This window comes from Ruminiclostridium papyrosolvens C7, assembly GCF_000421965.1.
In the GTDB taxonomy this organism is placed as follows: Bacteria; Bacillota; Clostridia; order Acetivibrionales; family DSM-1351; genus Ruminiclostridium; species Ruminiclostridium papyrosolvens_A.
Genome location: NZ_ATAY01000069.1, coordinates 29,262 through 51,689 on the forward strand (window position 1 = coordinate 29,262; position 22,428 = coordinate 51,689).

Annotated in this window: 22 protein-coding genes, 3 pseudogenes and 1 other annotated feature; of the genes and pseudogenes, 6 read left to right on the forward strand and 19 right to left on the reverse strand. The window is 34.6% G+C overall.

Features of this window, described 5'->3' with window-relative positions:
* Positions 1 to 18: 18 nt before the first annotated feature.
* The gene (locus L323_RS34775) at positions 19 to 2,604 is read right to left on the reverse strand and encodes a glycoside hydrolase family 44 protein (RefSeq protein WP_020816291.1); all 2,586 of its coding nucleotides are present in this window, start codon (positions 2,602 to 2,604) and stop codon (positions 19 to 21) included.
* 241 nt (positions 2,605 to 2,845) lie between these two features.
* On the opposite strand from L323_RS34775, the pseudogene L323_RS42135 reads away from it, so the two are divergent.
* Positions 2,846 to 2,941, forward strand: a pseudogene (locus L323_RS42135) (manganese catalase family protein); the annotation flags it as partial.
* Positions 2,942 to 2,960: 19 nt separating this feature from the next.
* On the opposite strand, the gene L323_RS34780 reads toward L323_RS42135, so the two are convergent.
* From L323_RS34780 to L323_RS41950, 3 genes are all read right to left on the reverse strand, one after another.
* Positions 2,961 to 4,607: a recombinase family protein gene (locus tag L323_RS34780; RefSeq protein WP_020816292.1), complete on the reverse strand. Its 1,647-nt coding sequence runs from the start codon at positions 4,605 to 4,607 to the stop codon at positions 2,961 to 2,963.
* Between the two features lie 77 nt (positions 4,608 to 4,684).
* Entirely contained in the window at positions 4,685 to 4,861 is a 177-nt protein-coding gene (locus L323_RS41420) for a hypothetical protein (protein WP_014313031.1), read from the reverse strand.
* Between the two features lie 214 nt (positions 4,862 to 5,075).
* The gene (locus tag L323_RS41950) at positions 5,076 to 5,210 is read right to left on the reverse strand and encodes a hypothetical protein (protein WP_020816293.1); all 135 of its coding nucleotides are present in this window, start codon (positions 5,208 to 5,210) and stop codon (positions 5,076 to 5,078) included.
* Positions 5,211 to 5,371: 161 nt separating this feature from the next.
* Between L323_RS41950 and L323_RS34785 the strand changes: the two genes are divergently transcribed.
* The 3 genes from L323_RS34785 to L323_RS34795 all read left to right on the forward strand — a co-directional run bounded on the left by L323_RS34785 (position 5,372) and on the right by L323_RS34795 (position 8,506).
* Entirely contained in the window at positions 5,372 to 5,749 is a 378-nt protein-coding gene (locus L323_RS34785) for a helix-turn-helix domain-containing protein (protein WP_020816294.1), read from the forward strand.
* Between the two features lie 742 nt (positions 5,750 to 6,491).
* Complete coding sequence (locus L323_RS34790; protein ID WP_020816296.1) at positions 6,492 to 7,205, forward strand: LytR/AlgR family response regulator transcription factor; 714 nt, start codon at positions 6,492 to 6,494, stop codon at positions 7,203 to 7,205.
* Positions 7,202 to 8,506 (forward strand): sensor histidine kinase, encoded by a 1,305-nt coding sequence (locus tag L323_RS34795; RefSeq protein ID WP_020816297.1) that lies wholly within the window; start codon positions 7,202 to 7,204, stop codon positions 8,504 to 8,506. Before L323_RS34790 ends, L323_RS34795 begins: the two co-directional genes overlap by 4 nt.
* 21 nt (positions 8,507 to 8,527) lie before the next feature.
* On the opposite strand, the gene L323_RS40870 is transcribed toward L323_RS34795, so the two are convergent.
* From L323_RS40870 to L323_RS34810, 4 genes and pseudogenes are all read right to left on the reverse strand, one after another.
* On the reverse strand, positions 8,528 to 8,662 hold the full coding sequence (locus tag L323_RS40870) for an AgrD family cyclic lactone autoinducer peptide (protein WP_014313025.1): 135 nt from the start codon (positions 8,660 to 8,662) through the stop codon (positions 8,528 to 8,530).
* 749 nt (positions 8,663 to 9,411) lie between these two features.
* Positions 9,412 to 10,680 (reverse strand): purple acid phosphatase family protein, encoded by a 1,269-nt coding sequence (locus tag L323_RS34800; protein WP_020816299.1) that lies wholly within the window; start codon positions 10,678 to 10,680, stop codon positions 9,412 to 9,414.
* 118 nt (positions 10,681 to 10,798) lie between these two features.
* Positions 10,799 to 11,113, reverse strand: coding sequence for a helix-turn-helix domain-containing protein (locus tag L323_RS34805; RefSeq protein ID WP_020816300.1), 315 nt, complete (start codon positions 11,111 to 11,113; stop codon positions 10,799 to 10,801).
* Positions 11,114 to 11,337: 224 nt separating this feature from the next.
* Positions 11,338 to 11,762, reverse strand: a pseudogene (locus L323_RS34810) (Tn3 family transposase); the annotation flags it as partial.
* Between the two features lie 111 nt (positions 11,763 to 11,873).
* Here L323_RS34810 and L323_RS41760 point away from each other — a divergent pair.
* Positions 11,874 to 12,086, forward strand: a complete 213-nt coding sequence (locus L323_RS41760; protein WP_242835308.1) for a GHKL domain-containing protein — start codon at positions 11,874 to 11,876, stop codon at positions 12,084 to 12,086.
* Positions 12,087 to 12,151: 65 nt separating this feature from the next.
* On the opposite strand, the gene L323_RS41955 is transcribed toward L323_RS41760, so the two are convergent.
* The 7 genes from L323_RS41955 to L323_RS34845 form a co-directional block, all read right to left on the reverse strand.
* Positions 12,152 to 12,286, reverse strand: coding sequence for an AgrD family cyclic lactone autoinducer peptide (locus L323_RS41955; protein WP_020816302.1), 135 nt, complete (start codon positions 12,284 to 12,286; stop codon positions 12,152 to 12,154).
* Complete coding sequence (locus L323_RS34815) at positions 12,283 to 12,867, reverse strand: accessory gene regulator ArgB-like protein (RefSeq protein ID WP_020816303.1); 585 nt, start codon at positions 12,865 to 12,867, stop codon at positions 12,283 to 12,285. Before L323_RS34815 ends, L323_RS41955 begins: the two co-directional genes overlap by 4 nt.
* A 106-nt stretch (positions 12,868 to 12,973) precedes the next feature.
* The gene (locus tag L323_RS41960; RefSeq protein WP_278244987.1) at positions 12,974 to 13,105 is read right to left on the reverse strand and encodes a hypothetical protein; all 132 of its coding nucleotides are present in this window, start codon (positions 13,103 to 13,105) and stop codon (positions 12,974 to 12,976) included.
* A gap of 754 nt (positions 13,106 to 13,859) precedes the next feature.
* The gene (locus tag L323_RS34830; protein WP_020816306.1) at positions 13,860 to 14,708 is read right to left on the reverse strand and encodes a cysteine ABC transporter substrate-binding protein; all 849 of its coding nucleotides are present in this window, start codon (positions 14,706 to 14,708) and stop codon (positions 13,860 to 13,862) included.
* Positions 14,709 to 14,731: 23 nt separating this feature from the next.
* Positions 14,732 to 15,481, reverse strand: a complete 750-nt coding sequence (locus L323_RS34835) for an amino acid ABC transporter ATP-binding protein (RefSeq protein WP_020816307.1) — start codon at positions 15,479 to 15,481, stop codon at positions 14,732 to 14,734.
* Positions 15,482 to 15,491: 10 nt separating this feature from the next.
* Positions 15,492 to 16,169, reverse strand: a complete 678-nt coding sequence (locus L323_RS34840) for an amino acid ABC transporter permease (RefSeq protein WP_020816308.1) — start codon at positions 16,167 to 16,169, stop codon at positions 15,492 to 15,494.
* Positions 16,150 to 16,815 carry an amino acid ABC transporter permease gene (locus L323_RS34845; RefSeq protein WP_020816309.1) on the reverse strand — a complete coding sequence of 222 codons (666 nt, stop codon included), beginning with the start codon at positions 16,813 to 16,815 and terminating at the stop codon, positions 16,150 to 16,152. The genes L323_RS34840 and L323_RS34845 overlap by 20 nt, the downstream gene beginning before the upstream one ends.
* An 81-nt stretch (positions 16,816 to 16,896) precedes the next feature.
* Positions 16,897 to 17,139, reverse strand: a binding site (T-box leader).
* A gap of 1,056 nt (positions 17,140 to 18,195) precedes the next feature.
* On the opposite strand from L323_RS34845, the gene L323_RS34850 reads away from it, so the two are divergent.
* Complete coding sequence (locus L323_RS34850; protein WP_020816310.1) at positions 18,196 to 19,815, forward strand: M4 family metallopeptidase; 1,620 nt, start codon at positions 18,196 to 18,198, stop codon at positions 19,813 to 19,815.
* Positions 19,816 to 20,137: 322 nt separating this feature from the next.
* On the opposite strand, the gene L323_RS42020 is transcribed toward L323_RS34850, so the two are convergent.
* The 4 genes and pseudogenes from L323_RS42020 to L323_RS41770 all read right to left on the reverse strand — a co-directional run.
* Positions 20,138 to 20,218, reverse strand: coding sequence for a hypothetical protein (locus L323_RS42020; RefSeq protein ID WP_347498880.1), 81 nt, complete (start codon positions 20,216 to 20,218; stop codon positions 20,138 to 20,140).
* Positions 20,215 to 21,561, reverse strand: a complete 1,347-nt coding sequence (locus L323_RS0120960) for a dockerin type I domain-containing protein (protein WP_242835309.1) — start codon at positions 21,559 to 21,561, stop codon at positions 20,215 to 20,217. The genes L323_RS42020 and L323_RS0120960 overlap by 4 nt, the downstream gene beginning before the upstream one ends.
* Before the next feature lie 333 nt (positions 21,562 to 21,894).
* The gene (locus L323_RS41765) at positions 21,895 to 22,170 is read right to left on the reverse strand and encodes a hypothetical protein (protein WP_242835310.1); all 276 of its coding nucleotides are present in this window, start codon (positions 22,168 to 22,170) and stop codon (positions 21,895 to 21,897) included.
* Positions 22,155 to 22,428 (reverse strand): annotated as a pseudogene (locus L323_RS41770) (helix-turn-helix domain-containing protein); the annotation flags it as partial. The gene L323_RS41765 and the pseudogene L323_RS41770, both read right to left, overlap by 16 nt.

The window sequence follows — 22,428 nt, forward strand, 5'->3', positions numbered from 1 at the left end:
CTTTTGACTATACCTATATTACCAGTCTATTGAATCTACATACATTGTAAAGTTACCTTCTGCAGATGTTTCAACCTGTATACCAAACTGGCACTGGGTTAAGTTAACATCGGAAGTGAGAGGAAGCGTCACTGTAAATTCGTTCCAGTCACCTTTCTTTATCATGTCGTAGCTCTTCCATGAAGAATTCCATTCTGATGCTGTCCAATCAGGGTTATGTGGCATAACATATGGCTGAATGGATTTTATTGGAGCTCCTTCAGGAATCCAAATTCTGAATGTCATTGATTGTCCCGGTTTTAAAACAGGTACGCTGCTGTTTATTTCAGCATCTACCTTACCGTCTTTTGAACCTACAGCCTCCCATTTAAGTGACTTGTTTCCTTGGAAAGCCTTATCAGAGGTAACTGATAATTTTGTTGTTGTACTGTCATTCGTTGTAAAGCCGTTTAATTCTCCGTCTTCAAAGTTGACGTCTGCATTATCACCTGTAGCTGATGTTATTGTAACTGTGTCTGTTACTGAATTTGACAGACCTTTTTCATCAATAGCTGTTAATTTTATTGTATATGTTCCGGGAGCTTTGTACTTATGAATAATATTTGCGCCGGAACCTTCTGTACCGTCACCGAAATCCCATGAATAAATATGAACATTTCCGTCAGGGTCAGTTGAAGCTGTTGCATCGAAATTTATATTATCTCCGGTAAATGCTTCTTTTGGTGATACTGTAAAGGCAGCTACCGGCGGTTTGTTTTCTGTTATTGTTTTGTAAGGTAAACTTTGTATTTTTGCAAGGAGGTATTGTTTTAGTATTCCAAAATCTACTGCATCAACAGCGTTATCAAGGTTTAAATCACATGCTTTGTCATAATTAGAATCAGGATTTAATAAAATTTTCTTAAAAAATGCATAATCTATAGCATCTACAGTTCCATCTTTATTTGCATCACCGTAAAGTATTGCAGGATTACTTGAGTCAAGAACTATGTGGCATACGGTTAATGCAGGTATTGTGTAAGTTAATTTGTTACCGCTTATAGCATCTATAGTATCTTTTTCTGTTATGTTTGCACTGCTTCTATCAAATGACCATACTCTTCCTGATGTATACTGCTTGTCACCGCTTATACCAAAGTTAACTGTCATAGGACTATCATAATTTTTGTTTATCAGGATAACATGTAATTTTGAATCGTCTTTTGAATCAACTGAAGCATATACAGAAGTGTTTTCTACGTCAGAGGTTTCTGCTTTTACCTTTGTATCTCCATATTTTGAACCGTTACCGTCATAGTTTGTATACATGTTTACACCTGCTGCTGTGTAACTTCCGCCACCCCAAACAGTTGCAAGGTAAACACCGTATTTACCGAATACACCCAATACATCAGCTTCGGCTATACCACCGGTTATATGGTTGTCTGCACCATATGAATATTCTGTGAAGGCAAGCTTTGTTCCCGGATTATACTTAGCTATGGACTCTTGTACTTTTGGTATTAAAGGAAGTCCGAAGCTGCAGTACTGTGCTATCCAGCTGTCTTCTTTATATGTAGGATCCCATAATGTTCTGGCTGCCTGTAGACGTGCTTTGTTACATAGAATATTTGTTGGGTCTTCTCCAAAACATATTCTTTGTCCTCCACCCTTTGCCTCAGGATACCAGTGCAGGTCGAGAGCATCTACCAAACGGGTTCCTGCTTCAGTAGAAGCCTTTTTCATGCTGTCCAGATAATAATCAAGGAACCATGTGTAGTCTCCCTTTAAATCTGCCCAATCGGTAGCTGACTGAAAATCATTGTATTCAGCAAATCCATATGCTACGAGACCAAAGGTTTCTGCACTAGGATCCACGCCTTTTACCGCTTTTGCAAGGTTGATATTCTTGTCAACCAACTCTACACAGGTTGGCTTTTCAGGATGAATTCTTGGATGTGTGCTTGGCCACAGAGCTGGCTCATTGTCTAATGCGTAGCCTTTTATTCCTGTTGCTGTAGAGGCACTTCCATATTTATTTACAAGGAAGTTTACCAACTCATCCATATATACATAGTTGTCAGTTGTATCCGGAGTAAGTGATAAAGGTGCATCCTTTTTGAATTTTACCTCTTTCCATCTGTTCGACGGTGCTACTTCATCTTCCGTTACAGTTCCATTTGCATCCGCAGCAACATATCCTGCTGCCTGCAAGGTTACCAATGAATACGGTTCGCCGGCTGCAAGGTTTTTGTCCTGGAAATCAGTTATTACTACGCCCGGTTCACTCCATTTTTCTTCGGGGATTTTGTTGCTTGTCAACATATACGCGTCACTGGACTGCTGCCAGTCACTACCTGCATTTGAGAAATTGTTTTCCCAGTTGTAACCGGTTATTCTGTTACCGCCGAATCTCTTTGCAGTTAATTTTGCATTATTGAACTCCCAGTTTCCTCCATAAATATACGGGCTAATTGCAGCTCTCTCAGCAGTTGTGTCTATACTTACATTGATTGCTTCACTGGCAGCTACGGAAGAGATGCTTGCAGGAATCATAGTTGTAAGAAGCAATGCGGATCCAACAACTAAAGCTCCAACCTTTCTCATTTTTGTTACTTTCGCCATTTAATTCAAGTCTCCTTTTATGTTTTTTACTCATTCGCTGACATTCTGGTAGATGGTTATTATTCTTATCCCCCCTTTCTTTTCTGAATTTTCACCCAAATGTTGCAAATGATAATTTAATTCTTGTTTTTAACATATTTTTAATATGTTGTAACTTAAATTATACCATAAATTAAAGTAATATATTGTTAAAATTTCTGCTTATTTGAAGTACTGTGATAAATGGGTTATTCATAAAAACTTGAAATCCGGCGGGCCTGATGGAGAACTTGCTGCATCCCTACGTTATCTTAATCAGAGATATACAATGCCATACGAGCAAGCAAAAGAGATATTGTATAAATGTATATAGGAAATTAATCTTTAGCTCTTAAATAGAAAACATCATCAAAGGACTTATCTAGCATATTCCAATCAATATATATATCTTTTACTTCGTTTCCTTTTTCATCTTTTATGGTATATGCCTCGATTTTATTGATAACTCTTTTAAGCAATGCATTATTTAAATTATTAACGTCAACTTTATTAATAAATTCAACATAGTTATTATATTTTCTTTTTACTTCATTTCTTGCGTGATCAATTCTTTTAATTTTAGCAAGCTCGGTGTCTATCATTTTTTTATTGTTTTGTAGCTCATCGTTTTGCTGCTTGTACTGTTCTTCGTCAATAATATTTTTTGAAAATAACTTTAAATTTGCTGATACTTCTGCTTTAATCTCATCCAGCCGCGCCTGAAGCTCAGTAATTTTTTCTTCTACTTCTTCACTGCTATAAAATGACTGCATATATTCACTAAACATTTTATCAAGTGAATCCTTGTTTGTTCTCAGTTTTTCTATTTCATTTTTTACTCTTTCTATCAACACATCTTCATGCCATGAATTTCTGTACTGGCATATATCATTGTGATATTGATCATGTTGGATACAGACCCATTCAACTCCGAATTTTCTTGTTCCATCCTTACGTTTCCAGCCCCACAATTTTTTCCTTCGCATTGCTATTCCGCAATTTCTACAGTAAAGGAGATTGCTGAAAATATGCGCATTACTAGGTCTTGATGCCGTACTATACATCTCTTTTCTTTTAGAGTACTCTCTTTGTACTTCCTGAAAGGTTTCATCAGATATAATTCTCAGCTCTTCTCTTTGGTTTATTATCCATTCGTCTTCTGGTACCGGTTTTCTGCTTTTGTAAACTTGCCCATCATGGACAAATCTGTCTAAATTAATATCTGTATTAATTTGTCTATGTGTTATTTGTTTTCCTGTATATATTTCATTTGATATGATACCAAAAATCTGTGATGTAGACCATCTTCTCCCCTTTTGTGTAAGTATCTTTTCACTATTCAGATATTTTACTATTTTGGTGCTTCCCCAACCTTCCAAATACAAATCGAATATCTTTTTTACAACATCCAACTGCTCTTTTACAGGTTCCAGGTAACCTTTATTATTTTTATATCCATAGGGCAAGGCACTTGTAAATTTACCTGCTTCCTGAGCTTTTCTTATTCCGAATTGAACCGCAGTACTTTTGGCCCTGCTTTCTTCTTGCGCCATAACAAATAATATATTAATGGTAGCTTCATTTGCCGGATTCAAGCTGTCAAGCCATCCGTCTTCAAAAATAACTTTAATTCCCATTACTTTGAGCTTTTTTAGAATTCCTGCACCGTCCTCCACGTTTCTGGCCCAACGCTGTACATTTTTTACAAGAATAGCATCAAACTCTTTTCTATATGCACATTCGAGCATATAGTTAAAAGCTCCCCTATTTTTGAGCTTTGTTCCGGAAATTCCTTCGTCCGCAAAAATGGATGGTATATATTTAACAACCTCATTTTTCTTATCTTTTGAATAATACATTCCACATTCTGCTCTGGTAAAACCATTCTTATTAAACAATTCCGTATAATGCTTTATCTGATTTTCCAAACTATTCATCTGCTCTGTACTGTCAGAACTTACTCTGCAATATGCAACACATCTCATATATAATCTTCTCCAATATCGCTAAATATACCTTATATTGGTTTAATAATATTATACATGAACAGATAATTCAAGATTCAATGGTTACAGACAATTCTTTCCCATTTATTATATATATCTTTAGGAATTGGTTTTAAGCCATATTCGTAAATAAGTATGTCATTTACACTCACGTCCAGTAATTCTGATAATTGCTTATCTGATATTTTCGTATCCCTGATTCTCAATAAATATAGCTGTCTCCCAGTCCTCACTTAATTCGCCCCCCTATACCTACATGATATTCAAAAGAAAGAATCCGGTTCTCTATTTAAGTTCTTTCTCATAACACATCTACATACTGGATTTACTTCAATTTGAAGGAACTCCAGTACATAGTCTATTATGAATTTTTTATCTTTCCGCCAATTCAAATTTTAATTATAATTTCCTCGCAGGGTTTAACCTCTTGGCTCCGCTCCGGTATTATCAGCAGCTATTTGTGACTGGCATATTGCCATTATCCATGTGAACCGCCGAATGCAGTTCTATTTCTTCTAATAACGGTAGCACCTTTACAAAGGTTTCAATGATCTTCTTTTCCTCTGCTGACAAATTTGACAATATGTATACCACTCCCCTTAATTTAAGTAATGGCTATTATTACCTTTATGTCTCTATGAGACAATTATATGATTCAAAGGGACGTAAGTCAATAGTTTTGTTACCTAAAATGTTGCAAAGAAACAAATTATATATTATGCTAAAATAAGGGAGGTGTTTTTGTGAATGAACGATTGAAAATAATTAGGCAAGAATTAGGTCTAAGCCAAGAAAGTTTCGGTAACAGTATAAATTTATCAAGATCGCATATCGCTTCTTTGGAAAATGGATTAAGAGAATTGACCGATAGAACTATATCTGATATTTGCCGTATATATAACGTCAACGAAAATTGGCTTAGAACTGGTAAAGACAAAATGTTCATCCAATTAGATAGAGAAGAAGAATTATCTAAATGGGCCGGCTCTTTGGTTAGCCCTAATAACGATAATGAATTCATGAAGAAGTTTGTTTATGTATTAAGTAAATTGGATGTAGATGATTGGAAAGTTCTTGAAAAAATTGTTACTTTAATGGCAGAGGATAAAGATAAAGGCTAGTTAATAAGCACATAACTAGCCTTTTATCATACTAATAAATAAATATATTCTTTTTAAGATACTAACATTATCTATGTTAGTAAGCATTTCAATAATTAATTTTTTATATTGGATACTTTTTATATCATGCGATTCTGTAATTTGTTTCGTAATCATGTATCCTATCTCCTAAATAGCTTTTATAATATAATCTATAAAATTCTCCCTTCTTTAAAATGTTAAGTATATGATTCGGAATTGCGGTTATTTATTCTAAAAGCTTATTTATCAGTCCGGCATTTATATTTGAGTTACTCATTGTTCAAAACTAACTATTTATTGTCCAAGATTGAAAAAAATCATTACTTGGTAATAATTAACTGCATTTATAACAAGATATTACATGAATAATTGTTAAGGTGGTATAATATAAAAGCGATACGGGCTATGCAACTTTAAGCTTCTTCCAAAGCTCAAAATTGTAAGGAATAAATAACTTAGTAATAATATTTTACCTCCTTTCAGGGGTTATTTACTTTTATTCACCTAGAGTATATATTGATGTTTATTACTATGTCTACATTTATTTACCAAATAGCTTGATTTTATGTCTAAAATTTGAAAATATTCTGATTTTTGACGATATTTGATAAAATATGAACTTATTTTTATTAGGGCTACTATAAATATGGTAGTCTATGTTTGAGTTCACATAATTTAACATATATTATTGTACTATCACCCTATTAAGGAGGTAGTATTAGTGTTAAAATTGTCAGTCCTTGATGACGATCCCCAAATGATTGAACAGTATGAAAACATAATTCCCGAATGGTTTAAAAAAAATAATCTAAATGGTGAATTAGTTATTGCAACAACAAGCCATACCAAGTTTTTAGAAGAAATTAAAAGTAATACATCCAATGTATGCATTATTGATATAAACCTAAAGGATAACGTCAATGGTATGTACATAGCGGAACAAATTAGGAAAAGCCACTCTACAATAGAAATTATTTTTGTAACTGGTTGTTTGGATTTTATTCAACGAGCCTTTGAAGTGCGAGCTTATCAATTCATTCAGAAACCTGATATGAAATTATTAGAAGAGACAATAGTCAAACTCGCTAATGAAAAGGAATCTCTTAATCAAGATCATGTAGAAATTAAATGTAACTCAGAAATCTATTTCATTCCTATTAATGATATAAATTTTATAGAACGCTTAAAAAGAAGAACTATATTACATGCAAGAACAGGTGATTTTGTTACTTATGAAGGACTCGAAGATCTTGCCAGTAGGATTGGAAGCAAGAAGATTAAACGTTGTCATAGATCTGTTTTTGTTAATTCTGACAAAATCTATTGTATAGACCTTAAACGCAAAATAATTACTTTACAAGACAGTACGACCTGTGATATCGGACCTAAATTTTTTAGTGATTTTCATTCCACTGAAAGGATTAAATCTATATGAGTATATGGTACTTATTGGTAAATACACTCTTTTCAACCTTGTCAGCAATCCTTGTGTATGTATTTTTAAAAGTTAATTTTGGTTTTAACTGTTCCAGAAATCGCTTGTTAGTTTTTTTAGCTTTGTTTGGCTTTATTAATGGTGCTATGTCAACTGCATGGACACAACTCATTGAAATGCCTAACGAATTACAATTTATAAAGCCAATTATTATAATGTTGTTAAGTATTGAATCAATTCGGTTCGTGTTGAAAGTAGACTGGAGTAAAACAGTTTTATCATTATTTATAATTATGATTGCCACAGGTGTCGGCAATTTTGTAGCCCCCGTACTATTTAATTCCCTCGGTTTAGGTATTACAACAAAATCTGTAAGTGAAAATGTAACATTATATTTTTTAGTTAATATAGTTATTCACACTATAGCTGCTATTATAATATTTATATACCCTGTATTCTCACGATTAAAAAAAGTGAAAAATTTTAAGTCAATTTCTGTTTTACTTGGTATAACAATCCTTGTTATGGTTTTTAACAACAGCATATATTTTTCTCGGAACATATCAGTTTTTTCATCGATAATGGCACTATTATCTTCTTTGCTATTTTTTATTACGGTAATAATCCTTATTAATAAGTACCAAAAAAGCGAAGAACTAAAAGAGGAACAGAGACAACAAATATTTTACAATGAATCTCTTAGTAATACTTTGCAGGAGTTAAGAAGAGTTAAACATGACCAAAATAACCATTTGTCTGTCTTAAATTATATGATACAAAATAAGAAATGTGATGAAGCGATTAAATACATATCTGAAATTTCCGCTACCATTAACACTATAAATACAACGATTTATAATATAAAAAACGTTGCGTTATTTGCAATAATCTCCTCAAAAATGGATATGGCTGAATCTTCAGGTATAGAAATCGATTTAAAAACCTTAGGTGTAATAGACTCTATACCAAATATAAAGGTATCTGATTTATGTGAAATAATTGGTATTTTCTTAGATAATGCTATTGAGGCCGCACAACTCAGCGATAAAAAAACTGTAGGTGTGAATATCTTTAGTTTTGATACATGCATTGATATTAAAATTAGCAACAGCTGCGACAATATGCCTCCGATGGGGAGGATAAAAGAAGATGGATTTTCAATAAAAGGCGAAGATCGTGGACACGGATTGGCTATAGCAGAGAAAATACTAAGCAAATATAAAACCGTCTTAAACTCAACAATGTATGATGACATTGAAAATAAATTTATTCAGGCCATAAAAATAGAAAGACATATTTAATCATGTCTTTCTATTTTTATGTTACTTCAACAAAGATTTTGGGCATTCCTTTTGATAAAAGGCCCAAATCCAACAAGCTCCTGCTGATGTCGTTGCTGCAAAAACACCTAGTACTGACAAAAGTAACAGTACCACAAATTTAAGGCGTTTAATCATAAAATCACCTCCAATATTTAACTATATTTTATATATTAATTATTAGTAAAATTCGATAAATTTTAACAAAATTCACTCTATCACCAATATTTTATAATAAATCTCATATTTTTGCTATTGTATTTTGAAACTTTTAGTATAAAGTATGAAATAGCTTTTTGAATGGTATTTTTTAATTGGCCGAACTATTTCCAAGAACCGATATACTTGCACGCAAAAGCAATGCAGAAAACAGAAAAAACGTTTGCTAAGTCAAAAAATGAAATTAAAATTAAGACGTTGGAAGTTCAAAATTATTAAATACTGCTGTAGATAGTGGTATTTCAGATATTATAACTTGAGTTTCAACTTGAACAAGAATAAATAGAAGAATATCCCCAACTTTCCACTTCTTGATGGCTGATTTTTTCTTCTCCCCACAAGCCATATTTCATACATACTTCAAACCCCTATTCCATATATAAAAATTTCAGACTAGTGCGAGGTCATTTGTTTATTTATATTATTCACATGGCACTGGTTTTATTAATGTTTGAATGGTACAAATTAGGAGATATACCGAATATATTGCTTTATTGCGCTCCTGCTGCGGTTTCTTTTGGTTTCCTGTCTGGCTACGGTAATATATAAAATAATTAATCAAATTACAGGAAAGATAAGCAAGGCAGTAACAAAGCCCATGGAGATTTGAAATATCTGATCCATGGACTTTGTTATAGTATTTAGGAGTATTAATAATATAAATAGCGCTATTTTTTAACTATTGAAAAACTATCTGTTTTTGTCATAGAATCTGTTCTGTATGTATCAAATGAAAGGCTGCTGCCATTTATACTTACATATGAGAATGTGGGGGCATTGACCTGGGATCTGACTGCAACATAGTTTGCCTGAGTTCCGTTAAGGTCGTAATACTTGCTTCCTGATGAAGAGTTCAGTGTAAAATAAACTGTACCCGAAGGATTTACTACAGCTCCGTTTGTGTCGTATGTCTGAGTCAATTGGGGCACATTGCCTTTCATAACATAAGTTCTCGTATATGAATGGTCATGCCCTGTTATTACGATATCAATTCCATAACTGTCAAATATGGGGTAGAGTGCATTTCTGAGTTTTATAATAGAAGATTCTAATGCATGACTTCCTGAACCATAAATGTCATGATGAAATGTTACTATTTTCCATGTCTTATTTGGGTTAGCAGCAACAGCATTTTTTATAAATGTTTGATGCGTAGTTCCACTGGTGTTATTTGTATTAAGTACCATAAAGAGTGTGTTACCGTAAGTATAATAATAATCACCAGAACCGGGAGAGGTAATTCCATAAACATTGGAGATGTTTGGAAGATTAAAGTGGTATCCGTAGTTTAAAGCTCCGTTATCATGATTACCCAGAGCTGGTGCAAGAGGGATACTTGTAAAATTTGCCGGCGAAAAGAAACCGGTAAAATTAGATTCGCTGTTATTGGTATTAACCTGATCTCCGGCTGACATAATAAAGGAAGCATTAGGAAATTGGTTTATTGCTTTTGTTATTGTTTCATTCCATCCAGTTGTGTCTGAAGCAATGCTACCAGCTCCAATCTGAGGATCTCCGACTGCAAAGAAGCTAAACTGTGTTCCAGAACCGGTTGTATAGAAATAATTGGAACTCCAGTTGCCTAGGCCATCACCAATACGGTAAACATACGAAGTTGCCGGAGAAAGAGCAGTTACAGTTGATTTATTGCTGTAATAACCGGAAGCAGCAGAGTTGGATGTACAGTAAAAGGAATTAGCAGTATCAGCGGGAAATTCTGAACCTGTCATGGAAGATTTCAAAGCAATCTGAACGAGACTCTCAGTTCTGGATGTGGAATACCAGGAAATATTAAGTTCTGATATGCTTTTGCCAGGGGTTAAAGCGATATCTAAGGCATTAAAAACTGCTGCATGAGCAGATATAAATGTAAGAAATATAACCAAAACTACCGATAAAATTGGGGTAAGACGAAATAAATTTGATTTTTTTTTCATAAATAACCCTCCTATGTTTAAGTTGAATAATTTGGTATAAATTTTATTTATAGGTAATTACCAACTTAACTATAACTAATCAGTATTGGTTTGTTATTAAAACCATGTAAATTAATTGTTAGCTTAAATCGATTTTTTCATTTCGGAATACTAATTGAATATGTTGCGCTTTATATAAATTTGAGGTTTGCCCTCCATCCTTCTTGAATCGTGGAGTCCTTTCAACTGCTCCGTATTTACATAGCTCTCTCATGGCCCTCATTATTGTTGAGATTGATTTCCCCACTATCTGAGCGATTCTGTTCAGGGATGGAAAACAGGTTTGATTAGTATTATCGGCATGTTTGCACAGACAAAGATATACGAACCTTGCACTTTGGGATACGATACTTCCTGTAAAACAAATACTGTCAAAAGCCTCATTCATGTACATATTTATATAAGCCTCCATTTTTTCAGTAGTAATTGTTAAGGCCCCATGACTTTTATAGTCATGGAGCCTTGATAAAATTAAAAAAGTTTAACCATATTATCATTTGTTTACTCTGTGATATTGTAGCATTACAATACATGTGTGACAATTAGGGGTATGGGCAGATTTTTGTAAAAATCGTACGCTAAGCTTCATACCCATTAAATTTTGCTTAAATTTGTACGCTAAGGAATATTCAAATTGCTAGGTTCATTCAGTGATCGTAGATTAGTCAGTGGTTTAATGTTTTCATGTTAAAAGTGTATTCGCCTAAGAAATTAATATGCTTTCAATCCAAAGGAGAGATATAATTAAGCAGCTCTTCTGTCAGGGTATTTTTCTCCTTCAGATATCCTATAGCTTTTTCAAGATACACAGTGTTCCATACGGTTATAGCATTGATGATTATATTCAGGGCACTTGCTCTTTGCAGTTGATCTTTCAATGCTTTTTCATGCAGTTCCCCACGTTTCCCAAAAAATATAGCTCTTGCCAGTGCATTTGTAGCTTCACCCTTGTTAAGTCCTTTCTGAATCCTACGGCGTAAGGCTTCATTGGATATGTAATCGAGGATGAATATTGTCTTTTCAATTTTGCCCATTTCTTTCAGGGTATTTGGACTAATATCATCTAAAATGACTTTGCCAAAAGCAATGGAGTAAAAATCAATTTAAAAATTATTGGTATTGTTGATTCTATTCCATATATAAAAATTTCAGATTTGTGCGAGGTAATAGGCATTTATCTTGACAATGCACTAGAAGAAGTTTTAACTAACGGAAAACTAAAATTTGATATGCAAATAATAAGTACGGACAATAACCTTACAATTAGAATAGATAATGAATGCGATAAAATTCCTAATGTAAAAAAATCATCTAAAGGTAAAGATCGAGGAGACGGGTTAAAACATTCTAAGTTCAACTTTTTTTGATGAAAGTAATATGATATTCTCTCAAGTACTAACAATAACAAAAGAGGCTTAACAGCCTTTTTTGCTTATTTGAGTAATGATTTAGGGCATTCTTTTTGATAATAGGACCAGAGCCAACAGGCACCTGCAGATGCAGTAGCTGCAAATACTCCAACTAGAGATAGAACAGTCAATACCAATAATTTGATTTTTCCCTTCATGTAATTATCCCACCCCTCTTATTATTTGTTATTTTATACACTATTGGTGTAATGTTAACAGTTAATATTATTGTTATCACCGAAATAATATTTGAGTAAATATTGGGAACTATCAGTGTAATTACAAAGCATGTCACCAATAAAATACTACTCTTTATCCTTAACTCCCGTTTTCTTCTTTCAGTAACAATAGGTTTTGACTCCAGATCTGCAGGTGCATATATAAATGTCAAAATTCCTGATAAAGCGAATAAAACTATATTTAGAAATTTTATATTAATAATCTGTGCCAGGTATACGGTACCAAATATGAATGTAAAGTGGGTAATCACACATCCGATTTGGATTTTAGCATGTACACCGCCCAAGTAAGATTTATTTATTGAAAACACAATAACAGCAACTATTGCATACTTTAATTGTCCCAGAATTAAAGCAGCAACTAATACTGCAAGTAATTTCAAACCATCTGCAAAAGCCATATACTGTCCGTAATCAATTTGTTCTGCTTTTTCTTCTGAAATTCCCGAAACATTTAAAATGATCTCATTAGTGATTTTCTTTGTAAAATTCTCTAGCATCTAATCACCACCGTTTACATTTTACACATTATATCCCTTTTTTCTCTCTTTGTCGATAATATTTTATTTGTTAAAGTCGCATGCAAGATTTGATATGCTATAATATTTATGGTATTCCAAAGTCAAGCTCTTTAACGGCTTCATGATTGCTCATTGTTTGTTCTATGGCTTTAATTATACCGAGAGGATTTCGTATTTCATGAGCAACACCAGATGACAATTCTCCCAATGAAGCCAACTTTTCACTTCGAATTAGTTCCTTTTGTAGTTTTTTGACCTCAGTTATGTCGTCAATTATTATGACAAACCCTTTTTTATACTGCCCCAATTTAACGGAAATGTGTTAATACTAATATCTTTTTCCGTATTCTTAATTTTGACAGTTAATTCAGTGCTGTCAACTAGTTTACCGTTTTTGAACTACATTTTAATTTTATTAGCAACACTTTCGCAGCAAGCAAAGGCCTCAATAAAATTCTGCCCGATACAGTCACCATCAACCCCCAGCATAACTTTGCGCTCTGGTTTGCCATAGTAATAAGCATATCCGACAATTCATACTGAACCCCTCCTTTAGGTGTATTAATATTTATTTTGATTGTAATGTATTTTATCATTCTTAACGATATTTTCCCAAAACACTTACATGCTTCGAAAAGGTCATGTTTACATAGTGGGTGTTCTGGGTTCAAAACTTCTATAACAAATTTAGTAAAACTGCAATCCGAGTGTTATCTATGATTATTAAGAGTTGACATTTTCTTTATGAAGAGAATTTAAATATCTTAGTGCAAATTATTTTATCAAGTGTATCCTTTATTTTAAAGTACTTATAATTATAAAACGTACGTTTACTACTGCATTATGAAGTTTTATTTGATCATGAAAATGCTCCCCTTCCGGTATAAGTTATTTTAAAACAGAACTTATATACCATTGGGGAGTATATCCAGCAAATCATTGGGCTATATTCTTATTTCATCTAGTTATTCTTATTTTCCACCCTCTATAACAAGACTCTCTTTGTAATCTTCCCCGTATACATCTGCTAATGTAACATCATAAGCTTTATGTATAAAATTCTCTTTTCCGAGGGCAGTGAGTTCATTATTAATCCAATCGAGGAGCTCTTTATTTCCTTTCTTTACAGCAGGCGCTATTGTATCCTGACCTCCCAATGATGGTACACCAACAGTGAACCCAGGATTCTGTTTTGCCCATGCTATTACTTCAGTGTTGTCGTTAACTATAGCAGTACCACGCCCGTCTTTTAATGCTTCAAATATTTCTGTATATTGTTCAAACTTTAGTTGTTCTATGTCAGGATAATTCTTTGTTAAATATGTCTCAGCGGTTGTTCCTTTAGCGACAATAGCTTTCTTACCCTTTAGTTGATCAATTGAGTTAATAAGAGCACTGTCTGGAGACACTATTCCAAGGGAAACTTTCATATATGGATTTGCAAAATCTACCTTTTGTTTTCTTTCGTCTGTAACCGTAAAGTTCGCCATTATTATATCAACCTTGTTTGATTCCAAGTATGCAACTCTGCTTGCTGCATCTACCAATACAAATTCAACCTTTGATTCATCTCCTAGTAAATCTTTTGCAAATCTTTTGGCAATATATACATCAAAACCTTGATTCTTGCCATTTGCATCCACGTAACCAAATGGGTTCTTATCGCTGAATACACCAATCTTAATTGTACCTCGCTCTTTTATTTCATCAATTGAACTCTTCGCATTTGAAGTATTTGTACTTGCACTGCAGCCTGCCAGTACCCCCAATGCTAATACTACACTTACTGCTAATGGGATAATTCTTTTAATCTTAATCATGCAATCATTCCTCTCATTTTTATTTAATATTGAAATATATTTAAGAAGTGCTTAGCACGTTCTGTCTCTGGGTTTGTAAAAAATACATCTGGCTCTGATATTTCACATATACTGCCTTTATCAATAAACACTATCTTATCGGCAACAGCCTGGGCAAATGACATTTCATGAGTTACAATAACCATTGTCATCCCCTGCTTCGCCAGTCCCAATATGACTTCTAAAACCTCTCTTACCATTTCAGGATCAAGTGATGCGGTAACCTCATCAAATAACATAATGTCAGGATTCATACACAAAGCCCTTACAATAGCTATTCTCTGCTTCTGACCACCTGAAAGCTGACGAGGATATGAGTTCAGTCGCTCGAGTAATCCTACCCTGTCTAATAGCTGCTTTGCCTGCTCCATCACCTCAAATTTATTTCTCTTTTGTACTTTAATAGGGCCTAAAAGGATATTTTCCATGACTGTCATATGCGGAAATAAATCATAGCTCTGGAATACCATCCCTATATGCTGGCGGATTTCCTGCCAGTTCACATCTTTATTGATAAGACTTTTATTCCTGAATTTTATATCTCCCCCTTGAATACTTTCGAGGCCATTGAGACATCGTAAGAGAGTACTCTTTCCACACCCTGACGGTCCTAAAGCAACAACAACTTCTCCTTTTTTTATACTGAGATTTATATTCTCTAGTGCCGTTATCCCGTCATATTCTTTGTGTAAACCCATTATTTCAAGCAATACTTCGTTGCTCCCCTTATCCATGATAACCTCCCTATCCATTCCACTTATTTTCTAACCTCTTAGCTAACATTGAAAGTGGATAACAAATTATAAAATAAAGTATAAATACGAAACCATAAACCCAAAAGGATGCTGTAGGCACCTCTAAACGTGAAAACTCTATGATCTGCTGGCCTACCTTTATAACATCTATAACTCCTATCAAAACTACCAGAGAGGTAGTCTTAACCATCCTTGTAGCCAAATTTATGGCACCCGGTAACATTCTCCTTATTGCCTGTGGTATTAGAATGTACCTGTAAAGTCCCCAGAAACTAAGCCCTATTGCCTTTCCAGACTCAATCTGATGTTTTGGCAGCGATTCCAATGCACCTCTTACGATATCCCCCATTTCGGCAGCACCCCAAAGAGTAAATACAATAATAGAAGTGATCTCTCCACTTACATGTAGATTTAACGCGGTAGTAACTCCAAAATACATAATAAACAACCAAACAAGAATCGGTATTATTCTAAACACTTCTAAATATATTCGACAAACCGAACGTATCCATTTTGACTTTGATGTCCAGATAACTCCTAAAACTATTCCTAGAAACGATCCTATAACAATTGAAATAAAAGCTATCTTTGCTGTTACTAGCAAGCCGTCAAAAAGGCGCTGCATATTCATTCCCTTAAAAAGCACACTAATTCCCAAACTCTGCATACCGCACCTTCCTTTCCAACCATGTTAGTAGTAATGATAAAGGCAAAATTATGACTACATATACAGCCACCAACATGAACAGGGCTTCAAAGGTTTGATAATACATACCTATTAGGTCCTTTGTTATATTCATAAGGTCAACCACTGAAATGGCTCCTACTATAGAGGTTTCTTTCAGCAAAAAAATACAATTTGCACCTAACGAAGGCATACTAACTGAAAATGCCTGGGGAAAAATCACATATCTCACAAGCTGAGCTTTGTTAAGCCCTATGCTAAGGCCAGATTCAATCTGTGTCTTACTTATAGCTTCCAAACCGCTTCTGTAGGCCTCCGCCATATAGCTTCCTCCTAAGAAAGACAAACCAATAATGGCACATGCATTCTCACTTAGGGCGATCCCCAGTTTTGTAAGCCCGAAGTATAAGAAGAACAACTGTATAAGCAACGGAGTATTGCGTGATAACTCGATATAAACTTGAACAATTGATTTTAACACTTTAACCTTGAAGTACAGAACAATGCTGCATACAAAACCAATTATTAAAGAAATCAATATACCCAAAAATCCGAGTTTTAGTGTTGTCCATCCTGCTTCCCGGTAAAGTGGCAAGCTATCCATTATAAATTGCCAGTTAAGATTCATTTATTTGTCACCTCAATCATGCTTAACACCCTTAAAAATATAAGATTGTTGTTTATTTTCGCATAAAAAACCCTCCCCCGATTCAGAGGCAGAAGTTAATTCCGCGGTTCCACTCTGTTTACCGGACGCAAAATCCGGCTTCTCACCACTTTCGGTACTAAAATACCTCAACACTATAACGGGTGTAGCCGCTGGAGTCTACTATACTTCAATCCAGTACTCAAGGATACATTTCAGTTAATATTAACCTTAAATCCCTTCCAGCCTATGAGGATTTCTCTCTGTAGATCTACTTTAACTTACTCTTCCTTTCATCGTAATTTACACTATTCCTATCTGTTTACTATGTTATTTCACAGGAGTGCTTTTGTCAATATTTTTTATTAACCTCATATATTTCATTCTTCATTTTCTCTTAACAAAACCTTCATCTATTCTCAATTAAATCTTCAAAAGTTTTCTCTATTTATTTTACAAAGTAATGAAAAATGATTAAAAGAACTTGGTTATGATGAAAACGGAAAAATTGAATCGTGTCCTTATTGCGGTGGATATATGTACCAATTCGCTACCGAGAATTTCCGTAGCTTTTCGTGTACTTAATGTGGTGCAAATTTTAGGCCCGAGATTTTAAGAGGTCTGATACCAAGTTTGCATTATTAGAAATATTAATATTACTAATAATACTCAGGGAGACTATAAAAGTTGATAAAGTAATAACTGATATTATTTTTTTTATAGTTTTAGACATAACTTCTCCTTATGTAGTTTATTTTGCAAATAATTCGGTCAACTTTTTACAATATATAAACATTTATTATAATAATTGCAGTAAACGATTGATTACTTTTTTAAGAAAAACTATTGCAAATATTTAACAAATATGTATAATAATATATATAGACCGAATACCTTACATAAAAAGTTAACGAGAAGAACTCGAGGCTGAGCTTTCTTTCTACTACAGTAGAAGGAATCTTGGCCTTTTTGTTTCACAAAATTTATCGGAAAGCAAGCCCATAGTTGTGTTGTATATCGTACTTGTTTAGAACTGTATTGTTCTCGAAACCAACAATGATGTTGGTCTTGATTATATAAATGAATTGACAAAGCATTATCTTTATTTCAGCAGTATTTTAAATTATTACGGTAACCGCACTTCCGCATCAAAACACCATTGTGTTTTTAGATAAAAAGAAATTTGAGAGGAGGGATAACGTGAATAGCATCAGATCACCAAACAACTTAGCAAGGCCCCATAACCTCATTTGTGACTATGCATGTCTGATAATTGAGGATATTTGAAGCCTTCATATTTAATTAATAAACAAAAATACAAAAACTTAAAAAACAAATTTCTTATGAGAGGGGAAATACAAAATGAAAAAAAATATTTCGGCGTATATTTTAATAACAGCAATATTGTTACTTAACACTATAAGTGCCTTTGCAGCAAATGATCAGGACTTTGGCACTATAAACGATCAATTTAACATAATAAATGAAAAATTAGGAACACCTGATTTTATAACTGGCGATCTCACTTCTGTTTCAGACAAGAGTGATGAACAAATTATTTACGGGTATCTCAATAAAAATATCAATAAATTCAAACTCAATTCGAATGCCGAAAAAGCATTTAAAATCAACTCAAAATTCAGTGACAGCCATGGTACAAGACTTATTAGACTACAACAGGTGTATAATGGCATACCAGTTTTCGGATACACTCAAAAAGCTATAATTGACAAAAATGGTATACTTAAAAGCTTGTCAGGTGCGTCTGTATCAAATCTTGATAATGCTGTAAATCTTAAAAAAAGTATAGTAGTGAAAAGTGATTATGCAATAAAAACAGCAGAGGCTGACCTTGGTTTTGTGCCGAAATACGAAGATGTTCAACCAACCTCTGAACTGGTAATTTATAATGATTCTTATACATATCTGGTTAAACTCAATTTTCTTTCGCCTGAACCTGGCAACTGGTATTATTTTGTAGATGCAGTTACAGGCAGTGTAGTGAATAAATACAATAAAATCGAAACCGTTACAGGCACAAACACAACAGCTACAGGAATTGGAGTTTTAGGGAATACAAGGACCATCAATGCAACTTATTCCTCATCCCGTTATTATCTACAGGACAATACTCGAGGTAAGGGAATATTTACCTATAATACGAAAAATAGCAAATCGTTACCGGGCACTTTATGGTATAGCACCGATAACATCTTCAACGATTCCACAGATAGAGCAATGGTTGATGCACATTATAATGCGGCAAAAACCTACGACTATTATTTAAATAAGTATGAAAGGAACAGCTATGATAACTCAGGAGCTGTCATCAAGTCTACAGCGCACTATGATAGCAATTACAATAATGCTTTCTGGAATGGATCTCAAATGGTTTACGGCGATGGTGACGGTTCAACATTTATTCCGCTAAGCGGTGGTCTGGATGTTGTAGCACATGAGCTAACACATGCAGTTACCGATAGCGAAGATGATTTGGTTTATCAAAACCAATCAGGCGCTATCAGTGAGGCTCTTTCAGATATCTTTGGAACACTTGTTGAATACTATGACAACAATAATCCTGACTGGCTAATGGGTGAAGATATATACACTCCTTCTACACAAGGCGATGCACTGCGCTCATTGGCCAACCCTACATTATATGGAGATCCTGATCATTACAGCAACCGATACACAGGAACTTCTGATTACGGAGGAGTACATACTAACAGTGGTATAATTAATAAAGCTGCTTATTTGATCGCAAACGGTGGAACACATTATGGAGTCACTGTAAACGGAATAGGAAACGAAAAACTAGGTAATATTTTCTATCGTGCAATTGTCTATTACATAACTTCTAATGAAACTTTCAGTAACCTTAAAGCTCATGCAGCACAAGCCGCTGCTGATTTATACGGTACATCAAGCACTGAGGTACAAACTGTAAATGCTGCATTTAATGCAGTTGGCGTTAACTAAGATGTAAGAAATCAGCTCGCCCCTGATCACAACACCAATATATTCAGCAGAAAGGGGCTATCGCATTAATTAATGCATAGCCCCTTATAAGCTTTTATTCTGTTCCTCAAGACCTTTTCATTAGACCGGATACGGTTGCATATAGATCGTGAGTTTTTTCGGTTGTAAAGCGTTATTGTACATCTTTATTGCTATCCATATCCAGACATATCATGTCCGTTGAGGTATTATGTGAATAATATCTAATTTCATCAAACTTCTCCACTCTTCTTCGTAACAGGCTTTGTTTATTTTTAAGATATTTTCAATTTCTTCCATTACTTTATTTATTTAAAGGTAGCTGAAATTTATTAATAGCCCTTAGCAAATATTGCTTGATTAATGAGAAATCCAGTGCTGTTATTTGACCGTCACATCAACATCGGCAGCCTGTTTGCTATTTGAAGCAGGAAATTCGGAAATCTGGCCCAACAAATACCGTTTAACTAATGAATAATCCAGTGCATCGATCACGCCACTTCCATCAACATCACCATACATTATGGGAGTTTCGGTGGAGCCTGCTTGAACTTTTAGTACCACCACTCCATGGGAAGGAACATTGGCTGTATACCCCGTATCGAACGTGCCGCAATCCTTATGCTCCCATAGATCACGAACAGTGGCAGAACCATCGGCAAGCTTTATATCACTCCAATTGACTGTAATATCTGCCGAAGTAACTCCTCGATTCAAGAGTGTAACTGCCTTGGTAGTTACATCCGTCCCTAGAGGTTTACACCACACTTCAAGTTCTCCCGAAGTACTTACCTTAGTTCCCTGCACTCCTGCAGCGTCTTGGTCAATAGCAATGACTTCTTTGTTGGTAAGAATGTCTTTGGTAGCAGTAGTCATATTCCTAAGATCATTTCCGGCAATAAGAGGAGCTGCCATCATACACCACATACTGAAATGCGCTTTGTATTCCGTATCTGTCATTTTACCATTACCAACTTCTAACATATCCGGATCATTCCAATGGCCCGGACCTGCGTAAGCGGCTGACTTTGAGTTTACATCTATATTCTTTGTAATGCTTCCCCAGTCGTCACTAATATCTCCTGTTGTTCTCCAAGAATTACCGCAATCTACCATCCATGGACCTACAAAATACCAGCAGCATATACTGTAAAAAATAGGTCGTCCTGTTTTCAAAAGAGCATTTTGCATTTTTTCGTAGCCTGCCTTCAAATTACTGTCTGAAGCGCAGTTATCATATTTCAAATAATCTACACCCCAGGAAGCAAAAGTTGCTGCATCTTGTTCCTCATACCCCTGACTTCCACTCTGAGGAATATTGCAACAAGTGGTCACTCCCCTGTCACCATAAATTCCGAATTTTAACCCTTTTGAATGAATATAATCCCCTAAAGCTTTCATTCCGCTAGGAAAACGTTTAGGATCAGGAATAAGTTTTCCATTGGCGTCACGGGCTGGGTTTGCCATCCAATTGTCATCAAGATTGACATACTCATAGCCTGCATCCTTCATTCCTGTTGTAACCATTGCATCTGCAATTTGTTTGATTTTATCTTCATTGATGTCACCGCCAAAGATGTTCCAACTGTTCCAACCCATGGGTGGGGTCAAACCCAGATTGTTGTTCAGTGCCAGCACTTGATTGTCATTTTGAACAGATGACGGAAATGGTGAGATAAGCACCACTGTCAAAATTACCAAGGCCATAAGGCGTTTGAATTTTTTCATAGGAGTAGAACGCTCGTTAAATATGTACGCATGTTATAATGAGACTTCATCTATACATGTTCGAATATCCTTTTGGAGGGTTACGTGGTATAGCCATAATCACTATTATTTATATTCTACTAAAATTATACAAATCCTCCAAATATTTTTATGAAAATTTAAAATTCTTCCCAAGCACAATTAAATTATTTGTCAATTACACCCACACTTCATCCTATTATATGCTGTCACGGACTTACCCATATTTTTAACCTTGAAACAGAATCCCTAACACACACAGCCACCAAACCATTACTGCATAAATATACATACTTTCTTTTTCAGTAACCCTAGTTAAATGGATAAGTTCCTGGGGGGTCGCCCATGACCTCCCCCCGGTTCATTTTTCTTAAAAATGCGAGACTCAAACCAATATGACACTCTGTTTTTTGTACTAATCATGTATTTACTTAGTTTAAAGCGGTTGGCTGTGTTTTCTGTAGTTTCATTGAAAATATGTACATTTTCCAAGTTACAAATAGTATTTACCTCTGGTTCTTCAAAGGAATTGTTTTCATCGTCTTTTGGCTCTCTGTTATCCTGCTCATTTTTATCTATAGAGTCTTGCATGCACGAGCCGGTTCATTAGCTTCAAGTACTGAAAAAGAAATATCCTCCTGGAGTATCTCACACATTTCAAGCTGGTCTTGTTCCACTTTGTTTTCAGCTTCACTTATTGATATTTCTTCAAAATTACAAGGAACTATTTTATATAAATTTGAGGTTTGCCCTCCGTCCTTCCTGAATCGTGGAGTCCTTTCAACTGCTCCGTATTTACACAGCTCTCTCGTGGCCCTCTTTATTGTTGAGATTGATTTACCCACTATC

Bases quoted from the DNA above. Each gene is read 5' to 3' on its own strand.
- L323_RS34775 (WP_020816291.1), bottom strand. From the start codon at position 2,604: ATGGCGAAAGTAACAAAAATGAGAAAGGTTGGAGCTTTAGTTGTTGGA.
- L323_RS34780 (WP_020816292.1), bottom strand. From the start codon at position 4,607: ATGAGATGTGTTGCATATTGCAGAGTAAGTTCTGACAGTACAGAGCAG.
- L323_RS34795 (WP_020816297.1), top strand. From the start codon at position 7,202: ATGAGTATATGGTACTTATTGGTAAATACACTCTTTTCAACCTTGTCA.
- L323_RS40870 (WP_014313025.1), bottom strand. From the start codon at position 8,662: ATGATTAAACGCCTTAAATTTGTGGTACTGTTACTTTTGTCAGTACTA.
- L323_RS34800 (WP_020816299.1), bottom strand. From the start codon at position 10,680: ATGAAAAAAAAATCAAATTTATTTCGTCTTACCCCAATTTTATCGGTA.
- L323_RS34805 (WP_020816300.1), bottom strand. From the start codon at position 11,113: ATGTACATGAATGAGGCTTTTGACAGTATTTGTTTTACAGGAAGTATC.
- L323_RS41955 (WP_020816302.1), bottom strand. From the start codon at position 12,286: ATGAAGGGAAAAATCAAATTATTGGTATTGACTGTTCTATCTCTAGTT.
- L323_RS34815 (WP_020816303.1), bottom strand. From the start codon at position 12,867: ATGCTAGAGAATTTTACAAAGAAAATCACTAATGAGATCATTTTAAAT.
- L323_RS34830 (WP_020816306.1), bottom strand. From the start codon at position 14,708: ATGATTAAGATTAAAAGAATTATCCCATTAGCAGTAAGTGTAGTATTA.
- L323_RS34835 (WP_020816307.1), bottom strand. From the start codon at position 15,481: ATGGATAAGGGGAGCAACGAAGTATTGCTTGAAATAATGGGTTTACAC.
- L323_RS34840 (WP_020816308.1), bottom strand. From the start codon at position 16,169: ATGCAGAGTTTGGGAATTAGTGTGCTTTTTAAGGGAATGAATATGCAG.
- L323_RS34845 (WP_020816309.1), bottom strand. From the start codon at position 16,815: ATGAATCTTAACTGGCAATTTATAATGGATAGCTTGCCACTTTACCGG.
- L323_RS34850 (WP_020816310.1), top strand. From the start codon at position 18,196: ATGAAAAAAAATATTTCGGCGTATATTTTAATAACAGCAATATTGTTA.
- L323_RS0120960 (WP_242835309.1), bottom strand. From the start codon at position 21,561: ATGAAAAAATTCAAACGCCTTATGGCCTTGGTAATTTTGACAGTGGTG.
- L323_RS41765 (WP_242835310.1), bottom strand. From the start codon at position 22,170: ATGCAAGACTCTATAGATAAAAATGAGCAGGATAACAGAGAGCCAAAA.